The sequence below is a fragment of the Roseateles sp. P2_H4 genome (genome assembly GCF_056403315.1).
The window spans coordinates 81,814-104,994 of the sequence record NZ_JBFUFR010000023.1 but is presented as its reverse complement, the minus strand read 5'-3'; the positions used below and the strand labels follow the sequence as shown (position 1 = coordinate 104,994).

Sequence of the window (23,181 nt, the reverse complement as noted above, 5' to 3'; positions counted from 1 at the left end):
CCATTCTTGCTAGAGCGAAGGAGACTCCAATGTCTGCATCGGTACTATTCATGTCAATGTCGCTCGACGGATATATCGCTGGTCCGAACGACGAAGTTGGCAATCCCGGAGGCGATGCCTTCGACCGGCTACACGAGTGGTACGGGGACTTCTCCCGGCCGTCTGGGGCCGTCGGAGAGTTGTGGGACGAGTGGAACACGCCTGGTTCGATATTGGCGGGTCGGCGTACCGTGGAGCAAATCGATCACTGGGGCGGTGACAATCACGGCGTCCCGATCTTCGTGCCCAGCCACCGGCCGCCCGGCCCATCCGTCGCGAACTATCCGTTGGTGACGTATGTGCGCGACGGCATCGAGAACGCGATGGCTCGAGCGAAGGCCGCCGCCGGCAACCTGAACGTGCTGGTGCTCGGCGCGTACACAGCACAACGGGCACTTGAGGCCGGTGTGCTGGACGAGGTGCAGATCCATCAGATTCCAGTGCTGTTCGGCGGCGGCCGTCGGCTATTCGAGGTATTGCCTTCGCGGATCGAGCTGGAGATCGTTCGGGTGATCGACACATTGGATGCCACGCACATCCGCTATCGCGTTCGTCGTTGAGCGGGGTGGCGGCTAACAAATCGTTCAAGCCGAAGCCGCTTCGCGGCTCAGCTCAATTTAGACGTCGAATGACTGCTTCTGCGAGGCTTGCTAATCCAGCCCCAACTTCCGCTCTGGGTCGACACGACCGCCCGAAGCGCTTTCGTTGACGAACCGTGTTCAGCCTATACCCGTCCTAGCAGGTTGGCCCTCGCCATCCGAGGGCGCGTCGGCGTGCTGTGGAACGCAGGCCGCCCGGCTCCCCGCCACCCTCAACACAAACGCTTCCGCATGCCTCGCCAGCTCCCCGATGGCCGCCGTCTCGCCCGCCTCGACGCGCGCCGGCAGCAACTCGTGGATGCTGCCCACGATGGCGAGGGCCAGGCCTTGCGTCAGGCAACTTTGCCCTCTGGACACGCCCTGCATTCAGTGGCTGATTCCCAGCGAAACCAACCTCCGCCGCAGCGCTTCCCTCGGCGTCCGCAGATTCGACGCCAGCGCCGCCACATCGCCGGCTGGCGCCTCGGTCACCGCGGCGGCGATCTCGTCGCCGGCGATGTCGTCGGGCCAACGGATCAGGGGGTGGCGGTCGATGAGGGCGTAGAGGGAGCTGCGCGAGATGCCCAGGCTGGTCGCGGTGGCCCGCAGGCTCCAGGCTTGCTGCTCCAGCGCCTTCAGCAACTCATCGGGTGTGACCGACGACGGCGCGCGCCAGCCCGCGCGGGGCGGGTCTTGCGGTTCGTCGTCGGTGAAGGGCGCCGGGGCCGATTCGGCATGGGGCGGGAGGCCGTTGCCGGCAGCTCGTGGGGCGGAGCTTGCCGGCGGCAATGACAGGAGATCTTCCACGCTGAGCCACTGGCGGTCCTGGGCGGCCAGCACCAGGCGGTGCACGGCATGGCGCAGCTGGCGCACGTTGCCGGGCCAGTCATGCAGGCACAGGGCGCGAGCCAGCTCGGGCGGGACTTCGCCGAGCCAGCCTGCGACATCGCCCGCCTCGTCGAACTCCCGGCGCAGCAGCACGCCGAGGTCTTCGCGGCGGTCACGCAGGGCGGGCATGCGGATCACGAAGGCCTCCAGGCGGCGCAGCAGCGGCACGTTGAAGCCGCGCTCCTGCAGCGGCCGGTCGGTCGCGGCAATGAGCCGCACGTCGGCCCGCTCCACGCGGCTGCTGCCCACGGGGCGGTACTGCCCGGTCTCGACGGCCCGCAGCAGCATGGGCTGCACGAGGGCGGGGGTGTCGCCCACTTCGTCCATGAAGAGCGTTGCGCCGTCGGCCTCGGCCCAGAGGCCGCGCCGCGCGGCGTCCGCGCCCGTGAACGCCCCCTTGACGCAGCCGAACAGCTCCGTGGTGGCGATGGACTCGGTCAGCGCGGCCATGTTGACGGTGCACAGCGGCCGGCCCGCGCGGCTGCCACGCGCGTGAATCTCCTGCGCGACGAGTTCCTTGCCGGTGCCCGATTCACCGAGGACAAGCACCGGCAGCTCGGTCGATGCGGCCTGCGCAATCTGCCGCCGCACGCGCACCATCGCGCCGCTGACGCCCAGCAGGCGGCCGGACAACCGGTCCGGCAGGGCCGTGCGATGGCCGAGGTGCAGCAGCACGCGTCCGCGCAGCGACAGCACGACGCCGCTGGCGACCTGTTCGCGCGTCAGGAGCAGTTCGCCGCCGGCGGGCAGGCCGTCTACTTCATGGCAGACCGGGCCGGGCGGAAACGACAGCCGCACGCTGCCGTCGCGCGACGCCAGCAGGTGGATGGGCGTTCGCGAGACGCTCGCATGCTCCAGCGGCCGCCCGCCGAGGGCGCCGGGCGTGCTGAAGCCCGGCGTGAAGCGGCTGATGGGAACGAGGGTGTCGTCGTCCACGGAGACGGCGCACTGCTCGCCCAGGCGCTGCGGGTCGGGGTGCCAGAGGATGGTCAGGGTGGGCGCCGGCACGCCCGCGGCGTCGAGCCCGGCGATGCGGGCGGATTGGGTCTGTTCTTCAGGGTGGGGCGGTACGGAGGGCGTCATGGCATGGGGCCAGCCCGCTGACAGGGGCTGACATGTYGGCCCGCCCCGGCTGACATGCCAGAGCACGGCTGGCGGAGGAATTCTTGCATCAATACCCCGTCAAAAGCCTGGCACGTTTGTTGTGTTGAGGGGAGCACGCCTCGCCCCAACACCATGCACGCCGCCCCTGCCACCCTTGCCGACCGTTCGCACCCTGCGGACCGTGGCGGCCACGGGCGGCTGGACTGGCTGTACGCGCAGGCTTGCCTGCAGTTGCAGCGGCACCTGGCGGACAGCAGCTATGACGTCACGCGCCTGGTGGATGAGCTGCGGGTGTCTCGGCCGACGCTGTACCGCGCCTTTGTGCGCCAGGGCGACACGGTGGCGGGCTGCCTGCGCCGCGCGCGGCTCGCGCGCGTTTGCGAGCTGCTGGCGCAGCCGCCATTTCGCACGCCTATCGAGACGCTGGCCTACCAGTGCGGGTTCGAGGACGTGCGCACCTTCAACCGGTGCTTTCGCAAGGCCTACGGCCTGAGCGCCGGCGCCTGGCGGGCGCATGCGCTGGCGCGCCAGCTGTCGCCTATGGACACGCGGCTGCGCAACTGGACTTCTGCTGCGGCGGCAGCCTCCGCTTGAGCGCATGCCGCGCCCCGCGCTTCGGGTCCAGGACCCACAACGATAGAAAAGACCTGGCCGCCTCGTCCACTGGGGACCGAGGCGGCCAGGCGATGCTCAGGGGCGGCGTGTGGCTACTGGGCCAGCACCCAGCCCTGGTCGAACGGGTAGAAGAAGTCCGTCTTCTTGCCGGTCTTGGGGTTGGCGGGGCCATCCTGCGTGCGGATCATGACCTTGCCGTAGCGAATCACGTCCTCCGTGCCGACGCGCTGCAGCGTCTTCTCCTGGTAGCTCACCTTGCCGCGGGGGGCGTAGACCTTGGGGTGCAGCCCTTCGCGGGTGGCCAGCAGGCTGGCCAGCTTGGACACCAGGGGCAGTGGGCCGCTGTTGTCCTGGGTCTGCAGGCCGTTGTCGCAGGCGGCCAGCCAGATCTGCTCGGTGCCGGCCTCGCGGATGCCCAGCTCGATGAGCAGGTCGGCCACTTCGGCAGCGCCGGTGGAGATGTTGTTGAAGGCGAACTCGTTGCCGTGCGCGTTCAGCACGAGGATCTTGGCCGCTTCGCCGTAGGCCTTGAGGCCCTTGTGGCGGCCGGCGCGGATTTCCTCCTGCAGGTAGTGGATGGCGACGGGCTTGAAGGTTTTGTTCGCCGGGGCGAACTCGGGCCACTTCTTCCAGGCGTGGAAATGCTCGCGCAGGGCGACCAGGCGTGCGGCGCGCGAGGCGTTCTCGTCCTTGGAGAGATTGCCGCCATTGGGTTTTCCGTAGAAGAGCAACATGTCGGTTTCCTTTCGTGGGTCGGGGGGAAGGGCCGCCGGCCGGGGCCGGCGGCGGTGCATCAGTCGACGCTGTGTTCCAGCGCCTGGGCGACGTGCATCAGCACGTTCGCGAAGACGCCAGCGGTCTGCGGGTTGTCGAACTTCGCGAGGGATTCCTCGCTGCGCAGCCGGGCGGACACGACGGACAGCTGGTTGTGCAGGGCCTGCAGGCGCACGGTCATCTGGTCCAGCACGGCCACCTGGCCCGAGGCCAGGTCGGACGCACGGATCAGCTCGGAGGCCTCGCGCTGCCCTTCGGCCACCTGGCGCAGGGCGTCCTCGAAGGCGGCCTCGGTCGACTTGCCATACTGGCCCAGTGCCACCAGCTCGTCGATGGCCTTGGCCAGCGGGAAGAGCCAGGTCCAGACGGAGCGGTTGCGCAGCTCGTTGGCCTTGGCCTGCAGCTCGGCCTTTTGCTGCTCCAGCTGCTTCAGCCGGGCGCGTGCCTGGGCCACCTGCTGCGTCAGGGCCCCGCTGTCGGCCGCCAGCACGGAGCGGTGGCGCGCGGTCTCGTCGGACTTGGCCTGCACGGCGGGCAGCAGGGCGTTCACGTCCTCGGACAGCGCCTTGGCGTGGGCTTGCAGGGCCCCGGGTGTCGCCGGGTTCCAGCGGGCGATCTCGAGCTGCACCTGGGCCACGCGTTGCCGCGTGCGCTGGGCGTGGCCGCGAACCGTGTTCCACAGTTCGTTGAGCGTGCGCCCGAAGGCTTCGGCCGCCTTGGCGTGCTGCTGCACCTGCTGCGTGCCTGGCAGCGTGGCGGCTCCCGCTCCGCCTTGCTGGACGAGCGCGGTGAGTTGGTCGGTCAGAGTCATGGGCATGATGGGTTCCTCGGCTTGGGTTGTCAGGCCGCGATGCGGTTCACGAGCGCGGCGGCATTGACCGCGTCCTTCATGACGTCGCCGACGCGGCGGGTCGTGTCCACGGTGCGCGTAGCGCCTGTGAGGTTGCGGAGAATGTTTTCCGTGTCAGCCAGCACCAGCTTCACGGAGCCGTCGGCCGCGCCCAGGAACACGCGGGCCAGGACCGGGACGTCCGTCTTGCCCTTCTCCAGCTGCTGGTACAGCGAGCCGAGGTGGTCGCCCATCACGCTCCAGGCGTTGGCCATGGATTGGGCCGAGCCCTGGGCGCCGGTGGCGCTGGTGTGCAGCGTGCCGAAGTTGACCGCCATGCTGTTGACCAGCGTCGTCTCGGCGCTGATGGTGGCCTGGCGCATCAGCAGGTCGCTCTTCAGGTTCAGCAGCCCGGCCATGCCGATGGACGAGCCCACCACGGTGGCGACGCCGGCCGCGGCCAATGCACCGCCGCCCACGCACAGGGCCGCCGCGGCGCCGCCGGTGACGACGGAGCCGAAGGCGCCGATGACGAACAACAGACCGCCGGCGATCACGGCCAGGCCGCCGAGGGCGATGCCCACGGCCATGCCGGCGATCTTGCCGTCGATGCCGCCGAGCTGCTCGTTGATGTCCTTGAGCACGCCCTCGTCACCATTCAGCAGCGTGTTCAGGTCGAGCGTCACGCGCTGGAAGACGGCCGCGTCCTCGGCCAGCCCGCTGCGCAGGACGCCAAGGTCATCCCGCACGCTGATGCTGCGCGCCTGGAAGCCCTGGGTCTGTTCCTGCAGGGCGCGCAGCAGGGCCAGGGCCTCCTGGCGCGAAGGCGCGTTCTGGAACTCGCGGCTGATCTCCCGATGCAGCAGGAAATACTGCTGGATGTCGGTGGCCGTGTTCAGCATGCGCGGCTGCAGCACGTTGAGGTAGTTCTTGGAACGATCCGTGGCCAGGCCCAGCCGATGGTTGGCCAGCTCCTGGATGGGCTTGAGCTTGTCGCTCGCGTTGGCGATGTTGACGGGGACCTGTCTTTCAACGGTCATGCAGTGGGCCTGCAGGATCAGGCCCGCGGCGGATTGGTCGAGAGCGGCCTTGCCGCTGTCCTTCACGCCTTGGTCGATGGCGATGTCAGTCATGGAATCTCCTTGGGGGGTGAGGGTGGATCAGGCGATGGGGGAATCGATGTGGGTCAGGCGCGGCATGGATGCGGAGCCCGATGTGGAGGCCCTGACCAGCGCGTCGATCCTGGCGAGCTGGTGCGCCCAGCTGTCATCGAAGGACAGCCCGGCGCCCTTGGCCTGTTCGCACTCGGCGGCCAGGCGTTCCCATTCGGCGCGCAGCGCTTCGGCACGGCTGCCCAGGCCCTGCAGCGCGGCGACGAGGTCGCTGCCCTGCTGCCCCACGACCTGCATCACGGCCAGGCCCGCCTCGGCGCGGTAGAGCTGCACGTACAGGTTGCGCTGCTGGATGACGAGGCTGTTGAGCTTGGTGCGCGCGTCGAAGACGGCCGCGGTGTCGTCGCCGATCTCGCCGATGGTCTCGACCGGGAAGTCCGCGGTCGGCCGCTCCGGCGTGATGCGGGGCCGGCCGGGCTTGTCGGGCCTGGCCTTGCCACCAGCCTTGCCGCTGTCCTTTTCACTGTCCTTGTCGCTGGCCTTGACCTTCTCGGCGCCGTCGTCGTCGCCGTCGTCGCCATCGTCGTCCTTGGCGGGCTTGCTGGGCGTGTCGCCGGGCTGGAAGGAGAACAGCGAAGACACCCAGGTGACGATGCGCCCGATGCCGCCGCCGACCTTGCGGCTGGAGTCCACCGTGGCTTGCACGGCGGCCGACATGGCTTCGCTCGTCTTGGCGATCTGGGCGCGCACCTGGGCCAGCTCGCCGTCGCCGTCGCCGTCCTCGGCGCCGTCGATGCGGCTCACCTCGGCGTCGATGAGCTTGTCCAGTTCGGCCTGCTCCTCGGCGGCCTGCGTGGCCGCTGCCGTGGCCCTGGCGGCCAGTGCCGCGCTGCGCTGCTCGAACCCGCGGGCCTGCTCCGTCAGCGCACCCATGAGGGCCTCGACGGCTTCATCGCTGCCCTGCGCCTCTTTCTGGATTTCCAGCAGCAGCAGCACGAATTGCTGCATGTCGGTGATCTTGGCGAGGGCCGCGGGATGAAGCTCGTTGAGCAGCTCGGTGGCACGGGCTCGCAGCTGCGACTGGTGCACCGACAGCATGGCCCGCGCCGTCGTGTCGGTGCTGAAGGGCGCGGCGCCGGGCTGGCGCTCCACGACCATGGCGCGGACCTGGGCCAGCAGGCTGGCGCCCGCCAGCCCGTCGACCGCACTGATCAGCCTGAGGGCGCTGAGCCCCTGGCTGCGCTCGATGTTGACGACACTCATGAGAGGTCTCCCGTAAACGTTGAACACGGGGCTCATGGTGTCGGCGCACCCTGCCGGGCGGCAGGGCAACGCGTCTCAATAGCGGGCGCTTCGTCTCAGCGCCTTTGGATGCCGCCGAGGGCGGCCGCGGTCAGAGGTTCTTGCTGGTGCCGGTGCCGACCTCCGCCTCGGGGTCGAAGCGGAACACCCGCTTGTGCGAGCCCACGGCCGTGGCCTTGGGCTTGATCTCCACGACGAGCACGAGCGACATCTCCCAGATGCCCATCTCCTTGTCCACCAGCACGCTGCCCTCGCTGACCTGTCGCTCGTAGAAGGCATTGAGCTTGTCGTCCTTGCCGTGATCGACCACCTTGAACGGGCCGATCGGGATGGCAGTCCCGCCGTCGACGGACTGACCGTACTGAAACGGGGACGGTGAGTAGAAGGTGTCCCGTTCGCGCAGGCGCGGCACGGATTGCAGCGTGCAGTTCTTGATGGTGAATCCACCGAAGTCCTCGGGAGGGGCGTTGCCCTCAGCCCCGCTGAAGGCCGTGACGCAGACGTGCACCGTGTCGTCCTTCTCCAGGTGCACCGAGCCGGCGTGGCGGCCGACCTGGCGCATCAGGTTGCGCCCGCCCTGGCTCTCGTCGATCACCTGCCAGCACAGGAAGGGGCTGAGCTGGTGGATGTCGAAGCTGACGTTGAGCAGGAGCAGGTCATTCAGGAGGCTGGATGGTTTCATGGCAGTCCTTGGGTGATGGTCTGGTGGAAGGCACGCGAGCGCCGCAGCGCCTGCAGGTCGGGCTCCTGCTCGACGGACGACAGGGGATAGCCCAGCTTCAACGCCCGCTGCAGGTGGGCGAGCGCCTGCGTGCGGTCACCGCTGAGTTCGTAGGCCATGCAGGCCCTGAAGGCCACGTCGGGCGACTTGGGCGCGGCGGCCACGGCGGCTTCGGTCCAGGCGCGCGACTGCGCCGCCTCGCCCAGCCGTGCGGCATACACGCCCGCCCGGCTCAGGTGGGTGGGCTCGGGCTTGTCGCCACCCAGGCGGGGCGACAGCAGCTGCAGCGCGTGGCGGTAGGCGGCTTGCGCCCCGGCCTCGCGGCCGGGCACCCAGCGCAGGGCATCGGCCAGGTTGGCCCATTTCAGGTAGTCGTTCGGGTTGCCCTTGCTCTCGGACACCGCGCTCTCGAAGGCGCTGGCGGCTTCCGCATACCGGCCCCGCGCAAAGAGCGCCGTGCCGAGGTTGCTGTAGAGCCGCCCCTCGGGCCGCGCCGCGAGGCCTTGCTGCAGCACCTGCAGGGCGTCGTCGCCGCGCCCCAGCCTCTGCAGGGTGGCGGCGAGGTTGGCGTGGCCTGCGGCCACCAGGGGCGCCAGCCGCACGGCGGCGCGAAACGCGGTCTCGGCCTCGGCGTAGCGGCCACCCTGGTAGAGCAGCGTGCCGAGCGCGTTGTGCAGCACGGGCTCGTCGGGGTAGGCCGCCAGCGCCGCGTCCAGCGCCTGACGCGCGGGCTCGGCCTGTTGCTGCTTGGTCAGCAGCTCGGCCTTGCCCAGCAGCGCATGGAAGTCGCGCGGGTCCAGCACGAGGGCGCGGTCGTAGGCCTGCAGCGCAGGCCCGGCCTGCCCGGCGGCCGCCAGGTAGCGCCCGCGGGCGGCTTGGGCAACGGCGAGCTGGTCGTCGGCCTGCACCGCGACCTGGGACGCCGCATTGGCGCGCTCCAGCCAGGCCGCGTCCGAGGCGTCGCTGCCGTCGCGCAGGCAGTAGGCAATGGCCAGCAGCGCCGCGGCGGGGGCGTCGCGGGGGTGTGACTCCAGCACGCCCTTGAGCGAGGCCACCGCGCGGTCCAGGTGGCCGGGCTCGTCGAAGCGCATCAGCAGGCGCCGGGCCTGCGAGACGCTCTCCTGGGGTGCAAGTGCCGGCGCAGGTGCCGGCGCCTGGGTGTTGGCCGGCAGGTACCGGGTGGCGATGATCACGCCGCCCCACAGCGCGGCGGCACTGGCARGCAATGAAATCGGCAGCACAGCGCGCCGAAGGTGCCTGCGCCAGGGCAGGCGGGGGTGCGGCGGCGCCGGGCCATCGGTGGGCAGCCCGGTTTGGCGCAGCGCGCGGGCGACGTCGGCCATGCCGGGCGGGCGCTGCGCCGGCTCGCGGCGGGTCATGCGCTCGGCCAGCGCGCAAAGCGGGTCAGCGGCGGCGAGCTCCGGCGCGACAGGCCCAGCCGTCTCGGACAGCTTGCGATGCGCCACGGCGAAGTCGCCCTCGCCGGCAAAGGCCTGTCCGCCCTGCAGCAGCTCGAACAGCACCAGGCCCAGCGAGTAAATGTCAGCCGCCGGCCCGGGCCGGGCGCCGAGCAGCACCTCCGGCGCCATGTAGCGCAGCGTGCCGACGGGCGTGACGGGCCCGGAGGCGGTCTTCAGCACGTCGATGCGCCTGGCGATGCCGAAGTCGAGGATGCGCACACGGCCGGCGTCGTCCAGCATCAGGTTGCCCGGCTTGATGTCGCCATGAACGATGCCGGCGGCGTGGGCCTGGGCGAGTGCGTCGGCCACCTCGGCGACCCAGGCCCGCGCCTGCTGCGGCTCGGTGGGGCCGTCCGCGATGACGGCGGCCAGCGTGCGGCCCTGCACGAGCTCCATCACGATGCAGACGCTGTCGGCCTGCTGCACCACGTCGTGGATGGCGACGATGGCCGGGTGGCTCAGCCCGGCCGCGAGCCGCGCCTCCACCAGCGCGTCGCCGCTGCCCCAGCCCACGCGCTTGATGGCAACGGCCCGCTCCAGCTGCCGGTCCCACGCCTCATGCACCGAACCCGCGCCGCCGCGGCCGATCAACCGCTTGATGTCGTACCGCGTCGCCAGCACGAGGTTGGCCGGCAAGCCGTCCATTCCGTGAAGCGGCCATGCCGCAGGTTTCTCGGCCTGCGATTCAGCGATACCTTCGTGGCGCTCCATGTATGCGGCGACTCCATGCGCACGTTCGGCGCGTCGCGGGTGCTGGCCCGGCGCGCTACCGCGCAGCTGAAGGCTCACAACAGGCGCTTGGACAGCATCCTACAAGAAGTAGTTAGGGGAACAGCGGTGTTGAAGGCGTCGCGGTCTGCGATCCGGGGGGCGATTGGCACGTCCGTTGCGCTGCGAACGGCGGCAGCCCGCCTGTTGCGGACATTGCCGCGCCCTGCCGGTCCAGAGCTGGCATCGGCGACGCTAAAGCTTGCTGACGGCCTCGTAGCGGGCCGCGCCCACGACGCCGAAGACGGCGCGCGTGGTCTGGCCGTCGAGGTGGGTCACGGCGATGGCCTGCTGCAAAGGCATCTGGCTGATGACAGGCTGCGAGCCCATGGCGGCCCGGCGTGAGGCCTGGATCTCGGCCAGTTCAATGGACCGGACGACAGCGTCCGTCGCCACGACGGTAGGAAGCTTCATCAACCAACAAATGACGGCTGCATCGCGCGGCACCATTGCCGCAGCGGGATCGACAAGGCTCGCTTAGCGGGAGCCCGCCTGACTCAACCCGGCATCGTAGGCAATCGACGGGCCCGGGCTGGGTGCGAACCCGCATGGCGTGTGGTGAATTGCCGCTTGGCGGTGTTTGCGGCGCGACGGCCGAAGCCGCGTCAGGCCGAAATTGCCGGCGCCCCGACCTCGTCCATCAGGGCCATGCGCGTGGCCTCGTCGGCAGGGAAAAGATGCTCCACCTTCAGCGACGCCAGCGTGATGTCCAGCGGCGTGCCGAAGCTGGTGAAGGCGGAGAAGAAGCTCAGCGTCTGGCCGTCGGCCGCGCGCAGGCGCAGCGCCAGCACGGGCAGGCCGCTGGGCTCGATGGCGCCCCAGGGGCGCAGGGAGGGCCTCAGCTCGTCGAGCAGGGCGCGCAGCCGCGGCAGGTGCTCAGCCTCGCGGCTGGCGCGCGCCCACATCTCGCCGCACAGCTCGGCCTCGTTGACGCACAGGGCGCGCAGGCCATCGGGGCGGAAGACGGCGCGCAGCAGGTTGAAGGGCCCCGCCAGCAGGTGATCGGCCGGCAGGCCGAGCAGCCCCAACAGCCGCACCAGGCCGGCATTGGCCATGACGAGGTTGTATTCGCCGTCCAGCACCAGCGCCGGCGTCGGGTCGTGGGCGTGCAGCAGCTGTTCCAGCGCGGCGCGCACGGGCGCCATCTCGGGCGCGTCCAGCGCGCGCTCGGTATGGGCGGGCGCATAGCCGGCTGCGAGCAGGGCCTGGTTGCGTTCCTCCAGCGTGGCGCCGAGGGCATCGAGCAGGGCGATCAGCGTCTCGCGGCCAGCGCGCGAGCGGCCGGTCTCGATGCAGCTGAGATGGCGTTGCGAGACGCCGGTGCGCAGCGACAGCTCGAGCTGGCTGACGCGGCGCGATTTGCGCAGGGCGGCGAGGGTGGCGGTCATGGTGATGGCGTGGGCAGCAGGTGCAGGGTAGCCGCTGCCAGCAACAGCAGCAGCGCGGCGACGTCCAGCTTGAAGACCGTGGCCAGGGCCGGCGGCAGCGGGCCCGCCTGCAGCGCCAGCAGCAGGAAGGACGCGACGCTGACCAGGCCGGCAACGAGGCCCAGGCCGCGCAACGCGGGCTGCCAGGCGGCCCACGCCAGCAGCGCCGCGAGCAGCCCGAAGAGCACGGCGCGATGTCGCAGCAGCAGTTCGAGGGCGGGGTCGCGGGCGTCGACGCCGTAGAGGGTGGACAGCCTGGTGGCGCCCAGCACGCCGGCCAGTGGCAGGGCATGCAGCAGGGCGACCAGGGCCAATGTGATGGGGACAAGCAGCTTCATGAGGACTGACCATAGGCCATGCATCGCGCGGCTGCGATGACCTCGGAGGTCATTGCGGCGACGCACTCGGCTGCCGAACATGACGCCATCAACCACTCCCCAAGGAGATCGTCATGAGAGTCGTCCTCATCCTCGTCCTCGCCGCCTTCGGCCTGTTCTCGACCTATGTGATGTGGCAGGTCGGCTACCTCGGCATCTGGCAGGCCGGCATGAGCAGCGTGGGTGCCTGGCAGGTGCTGGCGGACCTGGTCATCATGTCCTGGATCGCGCTGGGCTTCATCTGGCGCGACGCCAGGCAGACGGGTCGCACCGTCTGGCCGTTCGCACTGATCACGCTGGCCGCAGGTTCGTTCGGACCGCTGCTCTATCTGCTGCTCAAGCCCGCGGGCCGCGACAGGGCGTTGAGCGCCGCTTGAAGATTGGCCCGCGCGGGCGCCTCGAAGCGCTCGCGCAGGGCCGGTGTGCCGTAGAGCGCCGGCCGCGCGACAAACCCGGCCAGGATGGCGGCTCGCTTCTCGCTGAAGACGGCCGGCGGCACATGGGCGTACTCGCGGCGGATCTGCGCCTCGTACTCGGCAAAGCGCGCCGGCGCGGCGCCGAGGATGGCGAGGTCGACGTCGACCAAGAGCTGCTCGTCGGCCGTCTGCGGCGCGACGCTGTGGCGCGTGGCCAGCACCAAGGCCGCAACGCGCTCACCGGTGTCGGTCGATGCGCCTGCGTCAAGCAGCGCCGTGCGGGCCCAGTCGGCGCTCAGCGCTTCGTTGTCATGGCGATGCACGTCGTAGATGGCGTCGTGGAACCACAGCGCGATCTCGACCTCGGCGGGCCGTTCGGCCAGATGGGCGAACTCGCCGAACAAGGCCAGGCATTCGTCCAGATGCTGCCGCGTGTGATAGCCGCGATGCGGCTCGGCATAGCGGGCCAGCAGCTCGGCCTGCAAGGCTTCGCCGCCACCGGCGCCAAGTGCTGTCCAGGCTCGCTTCATGCCGTCGGCTGGCCGAACATCATGCGGTGGCCGTCGATCGTCCTGACACCGAACTCGCGCATGCCCCAGGGCTCGTCGCGCAGCGGCTTGATGAAGTCGGCGCCCTTGCCTTGGAGTTCGGCATGCAGGGCGTCGATGGCGTCGACCTGCAGATAGGCGAAATAGCTGTGGTCGCCGAGTTGTGCGGGCGGCAGCGCATCGGCGCATTCGCCGGCCATGATGACGCAGGCATCGCGCTCCAGCCAACACCAGCCGGGGTCGCCCATGTCGTGCACGGTGAAGCCGAGCACGTCGCGGTACCAGGCCGCCGAGCGCGCGAGGTCGGGCACGGCGAGGACGTAGCGGGCTTGGGTCAGCATCGGGCCATGTTAGGCGGCTTGACCTCGGATATTGCCTGGACGATGGAAACCACAGCCCAAGGGCAGGAAGCGGCTGACACGCCGATGGGCGTTCCTCCGACCACGGGCCGCCGGGCGCGGGCGTTGAATGGACTCCTCTACCTTGGAGATTTGCCATGCTCAACAAGACCCTCCTCGCTTCCTGCCTGGCCGCAAGCCTTGGCTTGGGCGCAGCCACCCTGCCCACCGCCGCGACGGCACAGGCCAGCGTGTGGGTTCAGGTGGCGCCACCGGCGCCGCGGCATGAGGTGGTTCCCGCTGCGCGCCGGGGCTATGTCTGGGTGCCCGGCTACTGGAACTGGAACGGCCGTCGCCACGTCTGGCAACGCGGTGTCTGGATGAAGGAACGCCATGGCTATTCCTACAACCAGCCGGCCTGGGCCGAACACGATGGCCGCTGGGAATTCAGGCGCGGCGGCTGGGCGCGCGGCGACGCAGACCGGGATGGCGTGCCCAACGGCGCCGACCGCCGGCCCAACGATCCGCACCGCCGCTGATTCCGGCCCGGGGCCGCCGGCTGCTCAGCCAGCGGTCCCGGACTCAGTCCTGGTTTTTCGCCAGGCGCGCTGCAAGCTTCATCAGCGTAGGAACTCGCTTCCTGCCATGCATGGCGCGCAGTCGCGCCTTGGCCGCGCCAATGTCGATGCCCGCGCACGTCACCAGTAGCGGCTGCGTTTCCTCTTCTCGCATGACCTCGAACTGCGCCGACAGGCCTGGCAGGCTCCTCTTTGAAACGCCGACGATGGGCACCATGCCGCCCAGTGCGTGGTACAGGTGCTGGCCAAGGCCCGGCGTTTCGTCCGCATCCAGATGGACGAAGCCGTCAAGCAGGACGAGCTCAGGCTCCAGGCCGTGCTCGCGCAACAGCTGCATCACGCAGGGCAGTTCCCGCAGGTCGAGTTCTCCTCTTGCAGCCTTCTCCACATGGACGATGCGCGAGACATAGGTCTTGCTCGCCTCCGCGGCATCCCAGGCGTCGAAAGCCACCGCGGCAGCGATCGCCTGCGCACCATCGAAATGAACAGCGACCACGAGTTTCATGCAGCAGCCTCAGGCGCGTTTTGCCCCGCGCCGCAGCCATAGCTTGCGCGCTATCCACAGCGCCAGCCCGATGACGAAGGCCCAGGGCAGCAGATAGGCCGTGCCCGTGATGGCCGTCGCGACCCCCTGCGACAGGCTGCCACCAAAGTCCGACAGGGCGAGCGCGACCGGGCTCCAGAACGAGTGGCTGCGCTCGGCGCGGATGTTGATGTCGAGGGTCTCGGTCTCCACGCGCTGCAGCAGGTAGGCATGCTTGCCATTCGCCGCCTCCAGCTCGCTCTGCACTTGCGCCAGCTCGTGAGTCACCTTGATCAAGGCATCCACATCGTTGCCGGCGCGCTTGCGCAGGACCTCCAGCTCGGCGCGGTAGCTTGTCAGCATGGCCAGCTTCTTCTCGCCATCCTGGATCGGCCCGGCGAGGTCCTCCGCCTGGGTGGACTGCTCCGTCACATCGGCCTGCTTGCCCAGCGTCGCGATGAGCTTCTGGATGCCGCCGGGCTTGGCGCGCAGGCGCAGGAAGGCCGTCGCGGAGCGGCCCGTGCTGATGCGCGATTCCAGCACGGTGCAAAGCTCCGCCGCGGACTGGGTGCAGGCGGCCAGCGCCGCTTCATGAAGTGCGGCGACCTTGCCCTCCGGCGCGTCGAGCTGGATCGCATGCCTGTACGCCAGCGTGCGGCGCGCACCGTCGGCCGCCGCATCACGCGCGACCGAAACCACCTTGGCTCCCGTGACCGGGCCCGATTCACCCGGGCGGGAACAGCCGGTGATGATCACCAGGAAGAGGCAAGCGATCAGCAGACGATGCATCGGATCTCCGGCGGGAGGGAGGGGGCATGGGGCGGCTGGATTAGCCACGTGGAGCGACCGGCCAGACTGTCGCATGAGGCCCGGCCCCCTCAACCGCCACGCGCCTTCTCGCGCTCCTGCAGCGCCCGCCACATCACCTTGCCCGCGCCGCTCTTGGGCAGGGTGTCGACGAACTCGATGAGGGCCGGCACCTTGTAGACGGCCATGTTGGCGCGGCACCAGTCGCGCAGCTGTTCTTCGGTCAGGGACTCATGGCCGGCGCGCTTGACGACGACGGCCTTGACGGTCTCGCCGCGGTAGGCATCGGGCGCCGAGATGATGCAGGCCTCGGCGATGCCGGGGTGGGCGTGCATCAGGTTCTCGACCTCGGAGGGCCAGACCTTGAAGCCGCTCGCGTTGATCATGCGCTTGAGCCGGTCGGTCATGAAGAAATAGCCGTCGGCGTCCGCGTAGCCGATGTCGCCGGTGCGGAAGAAGCGCTTGCCGTCGATCTCGACGAAGGCGGCCGCCGTCGCGTCGGGGCGGCGCCAGTAGCCGTCGAAGACCATGGGCCCGTGGACGAGGATCTCGCCGGCTTCGCCGACGGGCAGCTCCTTCAGCGTGTCGGGGTCGACGACGCGCGAGTCGCAGCTCAGATAGGGCACGCCCAGGCATTGCTGCTTGGGCGCGTCGTAGGGGTTGCTGTGGCTGGGCGCGGCCGTTTCGGTGAGGCCATAGCCTTCCATGTAGCGCAGGCCATAGCGTTGCCACAGCCGCTCGGCGATCGCCTGCGGCATGGACGCGCCGCCGCCGCCGATGGTGACCATGCTGCTGAGGTCGAAGCTGTCGACCTGCGCGCTGGCCAGCAGGTCGATGACCATGGTGGGGATGTTGGTCCAGCGCGTGACGCGGTGGCTGGCGATGAGGCGGGCCGCGTACTCGCGCTGCCAGCGCGGCATCAGCACCAGCGCCGCACCGGCCGCCAGCGTGCCGTGCATGACGACGACCATGCCGGTGATGTGGAACATGGGCACGACACCGAGCACGACGTCTTCGTGGCTGACATTGGCCCACAGGCCGCCCGCGAAGATGTTGTGCTGCAGGCTGCGATGGCGGTGCATGCAGCCCTTGGGATGGCCGGTCGTGCCGCTGGTGTAGGGCAGCAGGGCGAGGTCGTCGGCACCCACGGTCATGGCCGGTGCCGGGGCCGTGCAGGCGAGGGCCTCGGCCCAGGGCGTGGCGCCGGCGGGCAGGGCGATGTCGGTATTCAGCCAGTCGGCCCAACCCGCGGGCAGGCCTGCGCCGTCGCTGTGGCCACCCGGCAGCACTTCGGCCAGGCGCGTGACGACCAGGTTCTGCGCGGCCACACCGGCCGACAGCCATTCGGCGCTGAGGTCGGCGCTGGTGATGGCCAGCACCGCGCCGCTGTCCTCGATGAGGTGCTTGAGCTCCGCCGCCTTGTTCATCGGGTTGACCGGCACGACGACGGCATCGACGCTGAGGATGGCGTAATGGGCGATGACGAGCTGCGGGCAGTTCTGCAGCCCCACCAGCACGCGGTCGCCCTTTTTGATGCCGCGCTGGGCCAGCCAGCCCGCCAGGCGCGCCACCTGGGCGGCCAATTCGGCATAGGTCGTCGTCTGGCCCAGGAAGACCAGCGCCGGCCGATGCGGGAAGCGGCGTGCGCTGACGAGCAGGTTGTCGGGCAGGGCCGTGGCCGGCGGCTCGATGGCGTGCGGCACGCGGACGGGCCAGAACTTGTGATGTGCTCGGGGGGTCGTCATTCGGCTGTCTCCGTTTTCCTCTGCGCGACGACGAGGTAGACGCCGAGCAGCGTCACCCCCATGCCGGCGATGGCTTGTGCGCCGAGTGTCTCGCCGAACAGCAACCACGCCATCACCGAGGTGACAGAGGGCACCAGATACATGGTGCTTGACACGGCCGTCACGCGGCCATGGCGCAGCATGTGGAACATCAGGCTGATGCCGCCGGCCGTCAGCACCAGGATGCTCCAGGCCATGGCAACCAGCACATGGGCATTCCATTCGATGTGCATGGGCTCCAGCCACCAGGCCAGCGGCAGGGTGACGGCCAGCGACGCCGCGAACTGCACGACCTGGCCGGTGCGCAGGTCGAAGTGGGGCACGAAGCGCTTCTGGTATAGCGTGCCGCCGGTGATGGCGAGCAGGGACATCAGGCACAGCAGCAGCGGCGGGCCATAGCTCGCGCCGAGGTTGAGCTTGTGCCAGATGACGAGGACGACGCCGGCCAGGCCCAGGGCCACGCCCAGCCATTGCCGCGGCGAGACGCGCTCGCCGATCAGCGGCGCCAGCGCGGCGACCAGTACGGGCTGCAGGTTGACGATGAGCGCCGCCGTGCCGGCCGGCAGGCCTTGGCGGATGGAGACCCAGACGCCGCCGAGGTAGAGGGCCTGGATGCCCAGGCCGGCGACCGCCAGATGGGCCATCGCGCGCGGCGACGGCCAGGCCGCGCGCGCCGCCAGGGCCAGGCCCAGCATCAGCGCGATGACGCCGACATAGCGCCAGGCGAGGAAGGTCAGTGGGTCGGCATAGGGCGCGGCCAGCTTGGCGACGATATAGCCGGTGGCCCAGATGAAGATGAAAAGCGGCGGGGCCAGGCGGTCGAGTGCGGACATCGAGCCATCATGCCTAAGCACCCAAGACCTTGGCACTCATCAGGCGCACCAGTTCGGCCGGCTCGGGCAGCGGCCCGGCCAGCGGCAGGCCGGCAAAGGCCGCATCCAAACTCAGGTGTGACAGGCCGTGGGCCAGGCTCCAGCCGGTCAGCGCGATCAGCGGGCCGGCGCTGGCGTCGAAGCGCGTCGCGGCGTCCAGCAGCACGCGGAAGGACGCCTCGGCCGCGCGGTCCAGGCCCGGGTTGTGGCTGCGCGAGGCCAGCACGGGGCCGAACATCAGCCGGAAGCGCGCCGGGCGGCGCCGCGCGAAGTCGACATAGGCCGCGGCGATGGCGAGCAGCTGCTCGCGCGCATCCGCCGGGTGGGCGTCGACGCCAGCCTGCATGGCCGCGCCGAGCTGCCGGAAGCTGCGCTCGGCCAGCGCCGCCAGCAATTCGGGCAGGCCGGCGAAGTGGTGATAGGGCGCCGCATGCGAGACGCCGGCGCCACGCGCCACGTCGCGCAGGCTCAAGGCCGCGGCGCCGCGCTGGGCGAGCAGGGCCTCGGCGGCGTCCAGTAGGGCCTCGCGCAGCTCGCCATGGTGATAGACGCCGGCCGCCTTGGCGCGCGGGCGCGGCGGGCGGTCCGCGGCGGGCCTGGCCGCCGCCTGGGTGGCGCGCGGCGCACTCGCCGGTTGAACGGCGTCTTTCCTGGCGGGCGGTCGGGTCGAAGCAGGCTTGCTCATGCGCCGCATCTTGCCATCGTCAAGATCAAGGTGGATACTGCCGACATCTTTACACCGTCAAGATCATGCGTTGGCTTGCATGGTTGGACGGACAGCAAGGAGAGAGCGGCCATGTATCACGCCATCGTCCGGCGCAAGCTGTTGAACGCCTTTGCCGAGCTGAATGCGGGGCGCTATGACGGCATCCCGGCCCAGTTCAGGGCCGCGCACCGGCATCACATGGTGGGCGACCATGCCCTCGGCGGCGAGCGCCGCGACCTGGGCGCGACGACGCGCTGGTATGGCCGGCTGCAGCGCCTGCTGCCGGGCCTGCACTTCGAGGTGGACGGCGTATGGGTCAGCGGCTGGCCCTGGCGCACGCGGGCCGTCGTGGCCTGGCGCGACCGCTTCCAGCTGCCCGGCGGCCGCGAAGGCAGCAACCGCGGCATGCACGAGTTCGAGCTGCGCTGGGGCCGCGTCAGCGCGCTGACGGTGCACTGCGACACGGCCCGGCTGGCGGGCTATCTGGCCGAGGTGGCCGCAGCCGGTCAGCCCGAGGCCTTGGCGGAACCGATCACGGGCTGACGGCGCAGGTCGGCCTCGATGAGCTCGCTCAGGCAGGGCAGGCACAGGCAGCCGCTGTACTGCTCGGCGAGCTGCACGCGCAACCTCTCGGTCAGGCGGATGCCGAAGCAGGCGCAGTGGCCGGCGTTGACGCCGCACTCGAAGCCACCGCCACAGCGCGGGCAGCTGGTGTCGAGCAGCGGGCCGTTCATGAACGCCTCTCCTTGAGTGCCGCCACGCAAAGCTCTTCCAGCACGCCCAGGTCCACATCCGCCAGGCGCTTGATGTAGACGCAGCCTTTGCCTTCGCGGTGCTTGCCCAGTTTGGCAAGCAGGGCCGCGCGTTCGGCGGGGATACAGCCGACGTTCAGGTAGAGGCTGATGTCGCCCTTGCCGCCCGCGCCGCTGGCAAAGCCGATCTCGAAGATGTCCCCCTCGCGGCCGCTGTCGTAGACGTAGTGGTGATCGCCAAAACCCACCATGCGGCCCCACATCCTCGGCGGCTGGCCGCTGGTGCGCTGCATCAGCGCGGCCAGCGCCCGGCAGTCGGCCGCGCGCGCCTCGGGCTGGGCCGCGAAGTGGGCTTGGACATCGGCGTCGGTCGGGACGGTCTTGTTGGCGGTCGCCATGGAGTCCTCAGGCCACGGGAGAAGAGGCCGATTGTGTGCCGTCGACGGCCGGGATGGGAGGGGCGAGAGGGCTTTCCTGGCGGGCACCCAGGCGCTCCACGAAGGTGCGGCGCACGCGCTCCGAGCGCAGGAAATAGCTGATCCAGATCGCGCCGAACACGCAGGCGCGGACCGATTCGGCGGAGTCCTTGGCGCCCCACTGCTCGCGCAGCGCCGGGATGATCTGGAAGGCGATGGCGTCGCCCAGCGTCATCACGATCACCAGCACCCACCAGCCGACATAGATGCGCGGCAGATTGCTGCGGCGCTTCACCATCAGCCACAGCAGCAGCAGCGCCCCGGCGCCGATGGCCAGCTGCAGCACGAGGTCGAACAGCAGCGTCGGTGCCCAGAGGGCATGGGCCTTGGTCAGCTCGACCCAGGACTGCACATCCATGACCCCCGTGGATTCGAGCAGCGACTTGCCGACGCGATACAGCGTGACGGCCAGGCCGATCGGCGGCAGCAGCAGCCAGCCGCCAATGCCGCTGGCCGCCGCGGGGTCCAGCGGCAGGGCAGGCGGCTCGGGATCCCAGCGGTAGAGGCGGCGCCCCAGCACGGCCAGGCCGCCCAACGCCAGCAGGCCGGCGATGAGCGGCAGCCAGTGTGGCGTGCCGGCGCCGGCGGATGCCGGCCCCGCGGCCTCGCTGCCGCCCGTGTGGGTCAGGCTGAAGCCGACGCCGGTGCGGGCCTTGTCGAGCTGGCCGACATAGCGCGCCATGTCGGCGGCGGCGACGTGATCCTCACGGCTGAGGTAGTGGTCGGTCAGCACCAGGGTGGCGCCCTGCCAGGCTTCTTCGCGGCGCAGCTCGAAGGCCGGGTCCTCGACATGGAGCTTCTCCGGCTTGAGGCCCCAGTTGCCGGGCAGGCGGAATTCGCTGACGAGGGTGAAGTCCACCGGATGGCGCAGCCCCAGCGGACCTTGCCGATTCAGGCCCGAGGGGCGGCGCAGCCACTCCAGCAGGTCGGGCACCTCGAGTTCGCCTTTCCAGCGCGCCTGCTTCTCATCGCGGGTCCAGTAGCTGGGCATGCGGTAGCGCTCGACGATTTCCAGCGTGTTGGCGTCGACGTCGTCGCGCACGCTGAAGGGCTGTTCCACCGTCAGGCCGGGGTAGCTGGCGGCGTAGTAGTCGAGGTATTGCTTCTGCAGGCTGTCCCGCGCGTTGTCCGCCAGCGTGGCGCGCAGCTGCTCGGCGGCCGCGCCGCTCGCCGTCGTCGTGACGGTGAAGCTGGCCGGCTGGTCGAAGCCGGCGCTGGCGTCCAGCAGCGTGCGCACCTGCCGCGTGTGCAGCCGCGCCTGCGGGCCGGCCATGGCCACCATCTCACGGCTGTCGGCGTCGACGAGCAGGGCGCGGCCGAAATCGGCCTGCACCCATTGCGCCACGCCGCGGCCGGCCTGCGGGCTGCGAGTCGGGTCCAGCCAGACGCGGCGGCCGCCGACGTCGGCCTGCACGAGCACGTGGTTGAAGGCGCCCGGGGTGGGCAGGCGGTCAGCAGCGGCCTGGCGCAGGCCGGTGTGCACCAGGGCCGGTCGCGCCGCAATGCCCAGGCCGCGCAGCAGGGCGATGCTGAGCAGGGTCTTGTCCTTGCAGTCGCCGAAGCGCCGCTGCAGCACGACTTCCGGCGCATGCGGCGCGTGCGAGTTCACGCCCATCTCGATGCCGAGATAGCGCACCTCGCGCTGCACGAAGCGCAGGGCGGACAGCAGGCGCTGCTCGGGGTCGCTCGTCTCGGCCGCGATGCGCGCCACCTCGCGATCCACCGCCGGCATGGGGCCCGCGGGCAGGCGGTACAGGGGCTGCGCCCAGTGCGTGACCGCCGCCCAGTTCTCGAATTCGCTCCATTCGACCCAGTTGTAGGGGTCGTACCAGCCGGGGCTGTCGCTGTCGAGCACTTTGGGCGGCACGTTGCGCAGGTCCCAGCGGTGCTCCACCTCGGCGCCCAGGTCGCTGACCTGGGCCGCCGCCGCCTGGTTGTGGAGCTTCCAGTACAACGGCCGGCCCTTGGGCCAGAGCACGCGCACGGTGCGGCGCGCGACGGGCGTGTCCCAGTCCAGGTCGAAACTGCCGAAATGGCGGCCACCGAAGACCGGGTTGTCGCCCTGCAGGCTGTAGACATACTCCACCACGTCGCCGACGCGCACGTCGTGCAAGGCGACATGGGCGGTCAGGCGGCCGTCGAAGATCAGCGACTCCAGGCTGGACTCGCGCTGCAGCAGCTTCACGGCGCCCGGTGCCACGGTGGACACGGTGCGCCCCGCCCGCTTCACGTCGATGCGGTGGATGACGAGGGTCTGGTAGCTCGGATCGAAACGCAGCTGCACGCTGGCGATCTCTTCGACGCCGCGCTCGTTGACGGCCCGGCTGGCGATATGGTGATAGCTGACCAGGGTGCCGGACACGATGCGCACCTGCTCGTCCGCCAGCAGATAGTGCTGGCCCTTGTTCAGGCCTTCGGCGGGCGCCGCGGCATCCAGCGGCACCGCCTGCGGCTGCACCCAGGCCGGCACGGGTGCAAAGCTGAGCCCCCGCGCCGCGCTGGCCTGCTGGGCCCAGGCATTGACCGCCCCGCCCAGCAGCAGGGCCCACAGCAGCACAACCCCGCCCAGCCGTGCGAGACCCGCAACGGCCAGCTTCTCCCTCAATCCGCGCATCATTGGCGCCTCCCTCTCATCGCGCGGCGATTATGGTCAGGCTCAGGCGAGGTGGGACTGCGGGTCTTCCGGTGGCAGCAGCGGCGTCGCTCGCGCCAGGGCCATCCAGGTCGCGAAATCGGGCTTGCAGGCGCGCTTGGGCGCCGGCCGGGCGAGCTCGAGGTGGTTGGCGTGGCCGATCAGCACGCCGTAGTCGGGCGGGATCTCCTCGGCTTCGGCGATGCCGGCCTTGATGACGAACCAGCACTGGCCGCACAGCGCGCGGTAGGCGGCGGACTTGGCCGGGCGGCGCAGCTCGCCGAGCAGGTCGGCGCGGCTGACCTTGATCTCGTGGATGGCGGGTTCGAGGTAGTCCTCTACSGTGCTGTGGCGGATGGAATAGACGTCGGGCATGGCATTCACCCAGAGGGTCTTGCCGTCCTCCTCGCCCGGCAGCCCGGCGCGCAGCGCGAGGCCGCGCCAGGCGATGCGGCCGGCGCGCTGCATCTCGGTAGCGACGCGCTCGACCAGGGTCTCGTGGGCGTCGCGGGCGGCGCGGTTGCGGGTCAGGGAATCGGCGATCAGCGCGATGCCGGCATCGGTCACGCGCAGGCGCTCGCGGCCGTCGGCCTCCTGCAGGCGCTCCACCCAGCCGGCCGCCAGCAGCTCGATCTCGACCAGGTCCAGGCTGGGCCAGCCGGCGCTGCGCCACAGCAGGCGCAGGCGCTGCAAATGAAAGCGGGTAGGGGCGGGCATGCCGCCATCATCGGACAAAGAAAAAGCCCCCGGCCGGT

General features: G+C 70.2%; 26 protein-coding genes. 5 read left to right on the top strand and 21 right to left on the bottom strand.

All coding sequences use genetic code 11. The features are described from left to right. The first annotated feature begins 29 nt into the window (after window positions 1-29). Entirely contained in the window at window positions 30-599 is a 570-nt protein-coding gene (locus AC1DW3_RS18210) for a dihydrofolate reductase family protein (protein ID WP_477933455.1), read from the top strand. Between the two features lie 405 nt (window positions 600-1,004). Here the strand turns inward: AC1DW3_RS18210 and AC1DW3_RS18205 are convergent, their stop codons facing one another. After that, window positions 1,005-2,588 (bottom strand): sigma 54-interacting transcriptional regulator, encoded by a 1,584-nt coding sequence (locus tag AC1DW3_RS18205; RefSeq protein ID WP_477933453.1) that lies wholly within the window; start codon window positions 2,586-2,588, stop codon window positions 1,005-1,007. A gap of 153 nt (window positions 2,589-2,741) precedes the next feature. Between AC1DW3_RS18205 and AC1DW3_RS18200 the strand changes: the two genes are divergently transcribed. Continuing rightward, the gene (locus AC1DW3_RS18200) at window positions 2,742-3,203 is read left to right on the top strand and encodes a helix-turn-helix domain-containing protein (RefSeq protein WP_477933451.1); all 462 of its coding nucleotides are present in this window, start codon (window positions 2,742-2,744) and stop codon (window positions 3,201-3,203) included. A 113-nt stretch (window positions 3,204-3,316) separates the two neighbouring features. On the opposite strand, the gene AC1DW3_RS18195 is transcribed toward AC1DW3_RS18200, so the two are convergent. The 9 genes from AC1DW3_RS18195 to AC1DW3_RS18155 all read right to left on the bottom strand — a co-directional run bounded on the left by AC1DW3_RS18195 (window position 3,317) and on the right by AC1DW3_RS18155 (window position 11,955). Then, entirely contained in the window at window positions 3,317-3,958 is a 642-nt protein-coding gene (locus AC1DW3_RS18195) for a hypothetical protein (RefSeq protein WP_477933449.1), read from the bottom strand. A gap of 59 nt (window positions 3,959-4,017) precedes the next feature. Further along, entirely contained in the window at window positions 4,018-4,815 is a 798-nt protein-coding gene (locus AC1DW3_RS18190) for a hypothetical protein (protein WP_477933447.1), read from the bottom strand. Window positions 4,816-4,838: 23 nt separating this feature from the next. Continuing rightward, complete coding sequence (locus AC1DW3_RS18185; protein ID WP_477933445.1) at window positions 4,839-5,960, bottom strand: HBL/NHE enterotoxin family protein; 1,122 nt, start codon at window positions 5,958-5,960, stop codon at window positions 4,839-4,841. A gap of 27 nt (window positions 5,961-5,987) precedes the next feature. Beyond that, window positions 5,988-7,202: a hypothetical protein gene (locus tag AC1DW3_RS18180; RefSeq protein WP_477933443.1), complete on the bottom strand. Its 1,215-nt coding sequence runs from the start codon at window positions 7,200-7,202 to the stop codon at window positions 5,988-5,990. Window positions 7,203-7,332: 130 nt separating this feature from the next. Next, window positions 7,333-7,923, bottom strand: a complete 591-nt coding sequence (locus AC1DW3_RS18175) for a hypothetical protein (protein WP_477933441.1) — start codon at window positions 7,921-7,923, stop codon at window positions 7,333-7,335. Continuing rightward, on the bottom strand, window positions 7,920-10,067 hold the full coding sequence (locus AC1DW3_RS18170) for a protein kinase domain-containing protein (RefSeq protein WP_477933440.1): 2,148 nt from the start codon (window positions 10,065-10,067) through the stop codon (window positions 7,920-7,922). The genes AC1DW3_RS18175 and AC1DW3_RS18170 overlap by 4 nt, the downstream gene beginning before the upstream one ends. Window positions 10,068-10,385: 318 nt before the next feature. Next, window positions 10,386-10,604, bottom strand: coding sequence for a hypothetical protein (locus tag AC1DW3_RS18165; protein WP_477933438.1), 219 nt, complete (start codon window positions 10,602-10,604; stop codon window positions 10,386-10,388). 191 nt (window positions 10,605-10,795) lie between these two features. Then, entirely contained in the window at window positions 10,796-11,578 is a 783-nt protein-coding gene (locus tag AC1DW3_RS18160) for a helix-turn-helix domain-containing protein (RefSeq protein ID WP_477933436.1), read from the bottom strand. After that, window positions 11,575-11,955 carry a phosphopantetheine adenylyltransferase gene (locus AC1DW3_RS18155; protein WP_477933434.1) on the bottom strand — a complete coding sequence of 127 codons (381 nt, stop codon included), beginning with the start codon at window positions 11,953-11,955 and terminating at the stop codon, window positions 11,575-11,577. Before AC1DW3_RS18155 ends, AC1DW3_RS18160 begins: the two co-directional genes overlap by 4 nt. A 113-nt stretch (window positions 11,956-12,068) precedes the next feature. Between AC1DW3_RS18155 and AC1DW3_RS18150 the strand changes: the two genes are divergently transcribed. Continuing rightward, the gene (locus AC1DW3_RS18150; RefSeq protein WP_477933432.1) at window positions 12,069-12,371 is read left to right on the top strand and encodes a DUF2834 domain-containing protein; all 303 of its coding nucleotides are present in this window, start codon (window positions 12,069-12,071) and stop codon (window positions 12,369-12,371) included. On the opposite strand, the gene AC1DW3_RS18145 is transcribed toward AC1DW3_RS18150, so the two are convergent. Both AC1DW3_RS18145 and AC1DW3_RS18140 read right to left on the bottom strand, forming a co-directional pair. After that, the gene (locus tag AC1DW3_RS18145) at window positions 12,320-12,940 is read right to left on the bottom strand and encodes an HD domain-containing protein (protein ID WP_477933430.1); all 621 of its coding nucleotides are present in this window, start codon (window positions 12,938-12,940) and stop codon (window positions 12,320-12,322) included. The two genes, AC1DW3_RS18150 and AC1DW3_RS18145, sit on opposite strands and share 52 nt — an antisense overlap. Continuing rightward, window positions 12,937-13,299 (bottom strand): VOC family protein, encoded by a 363-nt coding sequence (locus AC1DW3_RS18140; RefSeq protein WP_477933428.1) that lies wholly within the window; start codon window positions 13,297-13,299, stop codon window positions 12,937-12,939. The genes AC1DW3_RS18145 and AC1DW3_RS18140 overlap by 4 nt, the downstream gene beginning before the upstream one ends. A gap of 155 nt (window positions 13,300-13,454) precedes the next feature. On the opposite strand from AC1DW3_RS18140, the gene AC1DW3_RS18135 reads away from it, so the two are divergent. Continuing rightward, a complete protein-coding gene (locus tag AC1DW3_RS18135; RefSeq protein ID WP_477933426.1) occupies window positions 13,455-13,835 on the top strand; it encodes a YXWGXW repeat-containing protein in 381 nt (126 codons plus the stop codon). 43 nt (window positions 13,836-13,878) lie between these two features. Here AC1DW3_RS18135 and AC1DW3_RS18130 read toward each other — a convergent pair whose 3' ends face one another. The 5 genes from AC1DW3_RS18130 to AC1DW3_RS18110 all read right to left on the bottom strand — a co-directional run bounded on the left by AC1DW3_RS18130 (window position 13,879) and on the right by AC1DW3_RS18110 (window position 18,545). After that, window positions 13,879-14,379 carry an endonuclease V gene (locus tag AC1DW3_RS18130; RefSeq protein ID WP_477933424.1) on the bottom strand — a complete coding sequence of 167 codons (501 nt, stop codon included), beginning with the start codon at window positions 14,377-14,379 and terminating at the stop codon, window positions 13,879-13,881. Between the two features lie 9 nt (window positions 14,380-14,388). Further along, window positions 14,389-15,186 carry a DUF4349 domain-containing protein gene (locus tag AC1DW3_RS18125; RefSeq protein WP_477933422.1) on the bottom strand — a complete coding sequence of 266 codons (798 nt, stop codon included), beginning with the start codon at window positions 15,184-15,186 and terminating at the stop codon, window positions 14,389-14,391. Window positions 15,187-15,275: 89 nt separating this feature from the next. Further along, window positions 15,276-16,949, bottom strand: a complete 1,674-nt coding sequence (locus AC1DW3_RS18120; protein WP_477933421.1) for a long-chain-fatty-acid--CoA ligase — start codon at window positions 16,947-16,949, stop codon at window positions 15,276-15,278. Continuing rightward, window positions 16,946-17,821: a DMT family transporter gene (locus AC1DW3_RS18115; protein ID WP_477933419.1), complete on the bottom strand. Its 876-nt coding sequence runs from the start codon at window positions 17,819-17,821 to the stop codon at window positions 16,946-16,948. Before AC1DW3_RS18115 ends, AC1DW3_RS18120 begins: the two co-directional genes overlap by 4 nt. A 13-nt stretch (window positions 17,822-17,834) precedes the next feature. Beyond that, window positions 17,835-18,545, bottom strand: coding sequence for a TetR/AcrR family transcriptional regulator (locus tag AC1DW3_RS18110; RefSeq protein ID WP_477933417.1), 711 nt, complete (start codon window positions 18,543-18,545; stop codon window positions 17,835-17,837). Between the two features lie 111 nt (window positions 18,546-18,656). Between AC1DW3_RS18110 and AC1DW3_RS18105 the strand changes: the two genes are divergently transcribed. After that, the gene (locus AC1DW3_RS18105) at window positions 18,657-19,109 is read left to right on the top strand and encodes a nuclear transport factor 2 family protein (RefSeq protein WP_477933415.1); all 453 of its coding nucleotides are present in this window, start codon (window positions 18,657-18,659) and stop codon (window positions 19,107-19,109) included. Here AC1DW3_RS18105 and AC1DW3_RS18100 read toward each other — a convergent pair. The 4 genes from AC1DW3_RS18100 to AC1DW3_RS18085 are packed head-to-tail and all read right to left on the bottom strand — an operon-like array spanning window position 19,073 to window position 23,143. Further along, window positions 19,073-19,300 carry a cysteine-rich CWC family protein gene (locus AC1DW3_RS18100; RefSeq protein WP_477933413.1) on the bottom strand — a complete coding sequence of 76 codons (228 nt, stop codon included), beginning with the start codon at window positions 19,298-19,300 and terminating at the stop codon, window positions 19,073-19,075. The genes AC1DW3_RS18105 and AC1DW3_RS18100 overlap by 37 nt on opposite strands. Then, window positions 19,297-19,716, bottom strand: coding sequence for a DUF1801 domain-containing protein (locus tag AC1DW3_RS18095; RefSeq protein WP_477933411.1), 420 nt, complete (start codon window positions 19,714-19,716; stop codon window positions 19,297-19,299). The genes AC1DW3_RS18100 and AC1DW3_RS18095 overlap by 4 nt, the downstream gene beginning before the upstream one ends. A 7-nt stretch (window positions 19,717-19,723) precedes the next feature. Then, on the bottom strand, window positions 19,724-22,411 hold the full coding sequence (locus AC1DW3_RS18090) for a DUF3857 domain-containing protein (protein ID WP_477933409.1): 2,688 nt from the start codon (window positions 22,409-22,411) through the stop codon (window positions 19,724-19,726). 39 nt (window positions 22,412-22,450) lie between these two features. Further along, window positions 22,451-23,143, bottom strand: coding sequence for a hypothetical protein (locus tag AC1DW3_RS18085; protein WP_477933407.1), 693 nt, complete (start codon window positions 23,141-23,143; stop codon window positions 22,451-22,453). Between the last annotated feature and the right edge of the window lie 38 nt (window positions 23,144-23,181).

What these genes read in the sequence shown, in the direction of transcription:
- AC1DW3_RS18175 (WP_477933441.1), bottom strand. Translation starts at nt 7,923, where the DNA reads ATGAAACCATCCAGCCTCCTGAATGACCTGCTCCTGCTCAACGTCAGC.
- AC1DW3_RS18130 (WP_477933424.1), bottom strand. Translation starts at nt 14,379, where the DNA reads ATGAAACTCGTGGTCGCTGTTCATTTCGATGGTGCGCAGGCGATCGCT.
- AC1DW3_RS18125 (WP_477933422.1), bottom strand. Translation starts at nt 15,186, where the DNA reads ATGCATCGTCTGCTGATCGCTTGCCTCTTCCTGGTGATCATCACCGGC.
- AC1DW3_RS18205 (WP_477933453.1), bottom strand. Translation starts at nt 2,588, where the DNA reads ATGACGCCCTCCGTACCGCCCCACCCTGAAGAACAGACCCAATCCGCC.
- AC1DW3_RS18180 (WP_477933443.1), bottom strand. Translation starts at nt 7,202, where the DNA reads ATGAGTGTCGTCAACATCGAGCGCAGCCAGGGGCTCAGCGCCCTCAGG.
- AC1DW3_RS18090 (WP_477933409.1), bottom strand. Translation starts at nt 22,411, where the DNA reads ATGATGCGCGGATTGAGGGAGAAGCTGGCCGTTGCGGGTCTCGCACGG.
- AC1DW3_RS18195 (WP_477933449.1), bottom strand. Translation starts at nt 3,958, where the DNA reads ATGTTGCTCTTCTACGGAAAACCCAATGGCGGCAATCTCTCCAAGGAC.
- AC1DW3_RS18100 (WP_477933413.1), bottom strand. Translation starts at nt 19,300, where the DNA reads ATGAACGGCCCGCTGCTCGACACCAGCTGCCCGCGCTGTGGCGGTGGC.
- AC1DW3_RS18140 (WP_477933428.1), bottom strand. Translation starts at nt 13,299, where the DNA reads ATGCTGACCCAAGCCCGCTACGTCCTCGCCGTGCCCGACCTCGCGCGC.
- AC1DW3_RS18145 (WP_477933430.1), bottom strand. Translation starts at nt 12,940, where the DNA reads ATGAAGCGAGCCTGGACAGCACTTGGCGCCGGTGGCGGCGAAGCCTTG.
- AC1DW3_RS18150 (WP_477933432.1), top strand. Translation starts at nt 12,069, where the DNA reads ATGAGAGTCGTCCTCATCCTCGTCCTCGCCGCCTTCGGCCTGTTCTCG.
- AC1DW3_RS18160 (WP_477933436.1), bottom strand. Translation starts at nt 11,578, where the DNA reads ATGACCGCCACCCTCGCCGCCCTGCGCAAATCGCGCCGCGTCAGCCAG.
- AC1DW3_RS18095 (WP_477933411.1), bottom strand. Translation starts at nt 19,716, where the DNA reads ATGGCGACCGCCAACAAGACCGTCCCGACCGACGCCGATGTCCAAGCC.
- AC1DW3_RS18185 (WP_477933445.1), bottom strand. Translation starts at nt 5,960, where the DNA reads ATGACTGACATCGCCATCGACCAAGGCGTGAAGGACAGCGGCAAGGCC.
- AC1DW3_RS18155 (WP_477933434.1), bottom strand. Translation starts at nt 11,955, where the DNA reads ATGAAGCTGCTTGTCCCCATCACATTGGCCCTGGTCGCCCTGCTGCAT.
- AC1DW3_RS18135 (WP_477933426.1), top strand. Translation starts at nt 13,455, where the DNA reads ATGCTCAACAAGACCCTCCTCGCTTCCTGCCTGGCCGCAAGCCTTGGC.
- AC1DW3_RS18120 (WP_477933421.1), bottom strand. Translation starts at nt 16,949, where the DNA reads ATGACGACCCCCCGAGCACATCACAAGTTCTGGCCCGTCCGCGTGCCG.
- AC1DW3_RS18165 (WP_477933438.1), bottom strand. Translation starts at nt 10,604, where the DNA reads ATGAAGCTTCCTACCGTCGTGGCGACGGACGCTGTCGTCCGGTCCATT.
- AC1DW3_RS18115 (WP_477933419.1), bottom strand. Translation starts at nt 17,821, where the DNA reads ATGTCCGCACTCGACCGCCTGGCCCCGCCGCTTTTCATCTTCATCTGG.
- AC1DW3_RS18190 (WP_477933447.1), bottom strand. Translation starts at nt 4,815, where the DNA reads ATGCCCATGACTCTGACCGACCAACTCACCGCGCTCGTCCAGCAAGGC.
- AC1DW3_RS18210 (WP_477933455.1), top strand. Translation starts at nt 30, where the DNA reads ATGTCTGCATCGGTACTATTCATGTCAATGTCGCTCGACGGATATATC.
- AC1DW3_RS18110 (WP_477933417.1), bottom strand. Translation starts at nt 18,545, where the DNA reads ATGAGCAAGCCTGCTTCGACCCGACCGCCCGCCAGGAAAGACGCCGTT.
- AC1DW3_RS18105 (WP_477933415.1), top strand. Translation starts at nt 18,657, where the DNA reads ATGTATCACGCCATCGTCCGGCGCAAGCTGTTGAACGCCTTTGCCGAG.
- AC1DW3_RS18200 (WP_477933451.1), top strand. Translation starts at nt 2,742, where the DNA reads ATGCACGCCGCCCCTGCCACCCTTGCCGACCGTTCGCACCCTGCGGAC.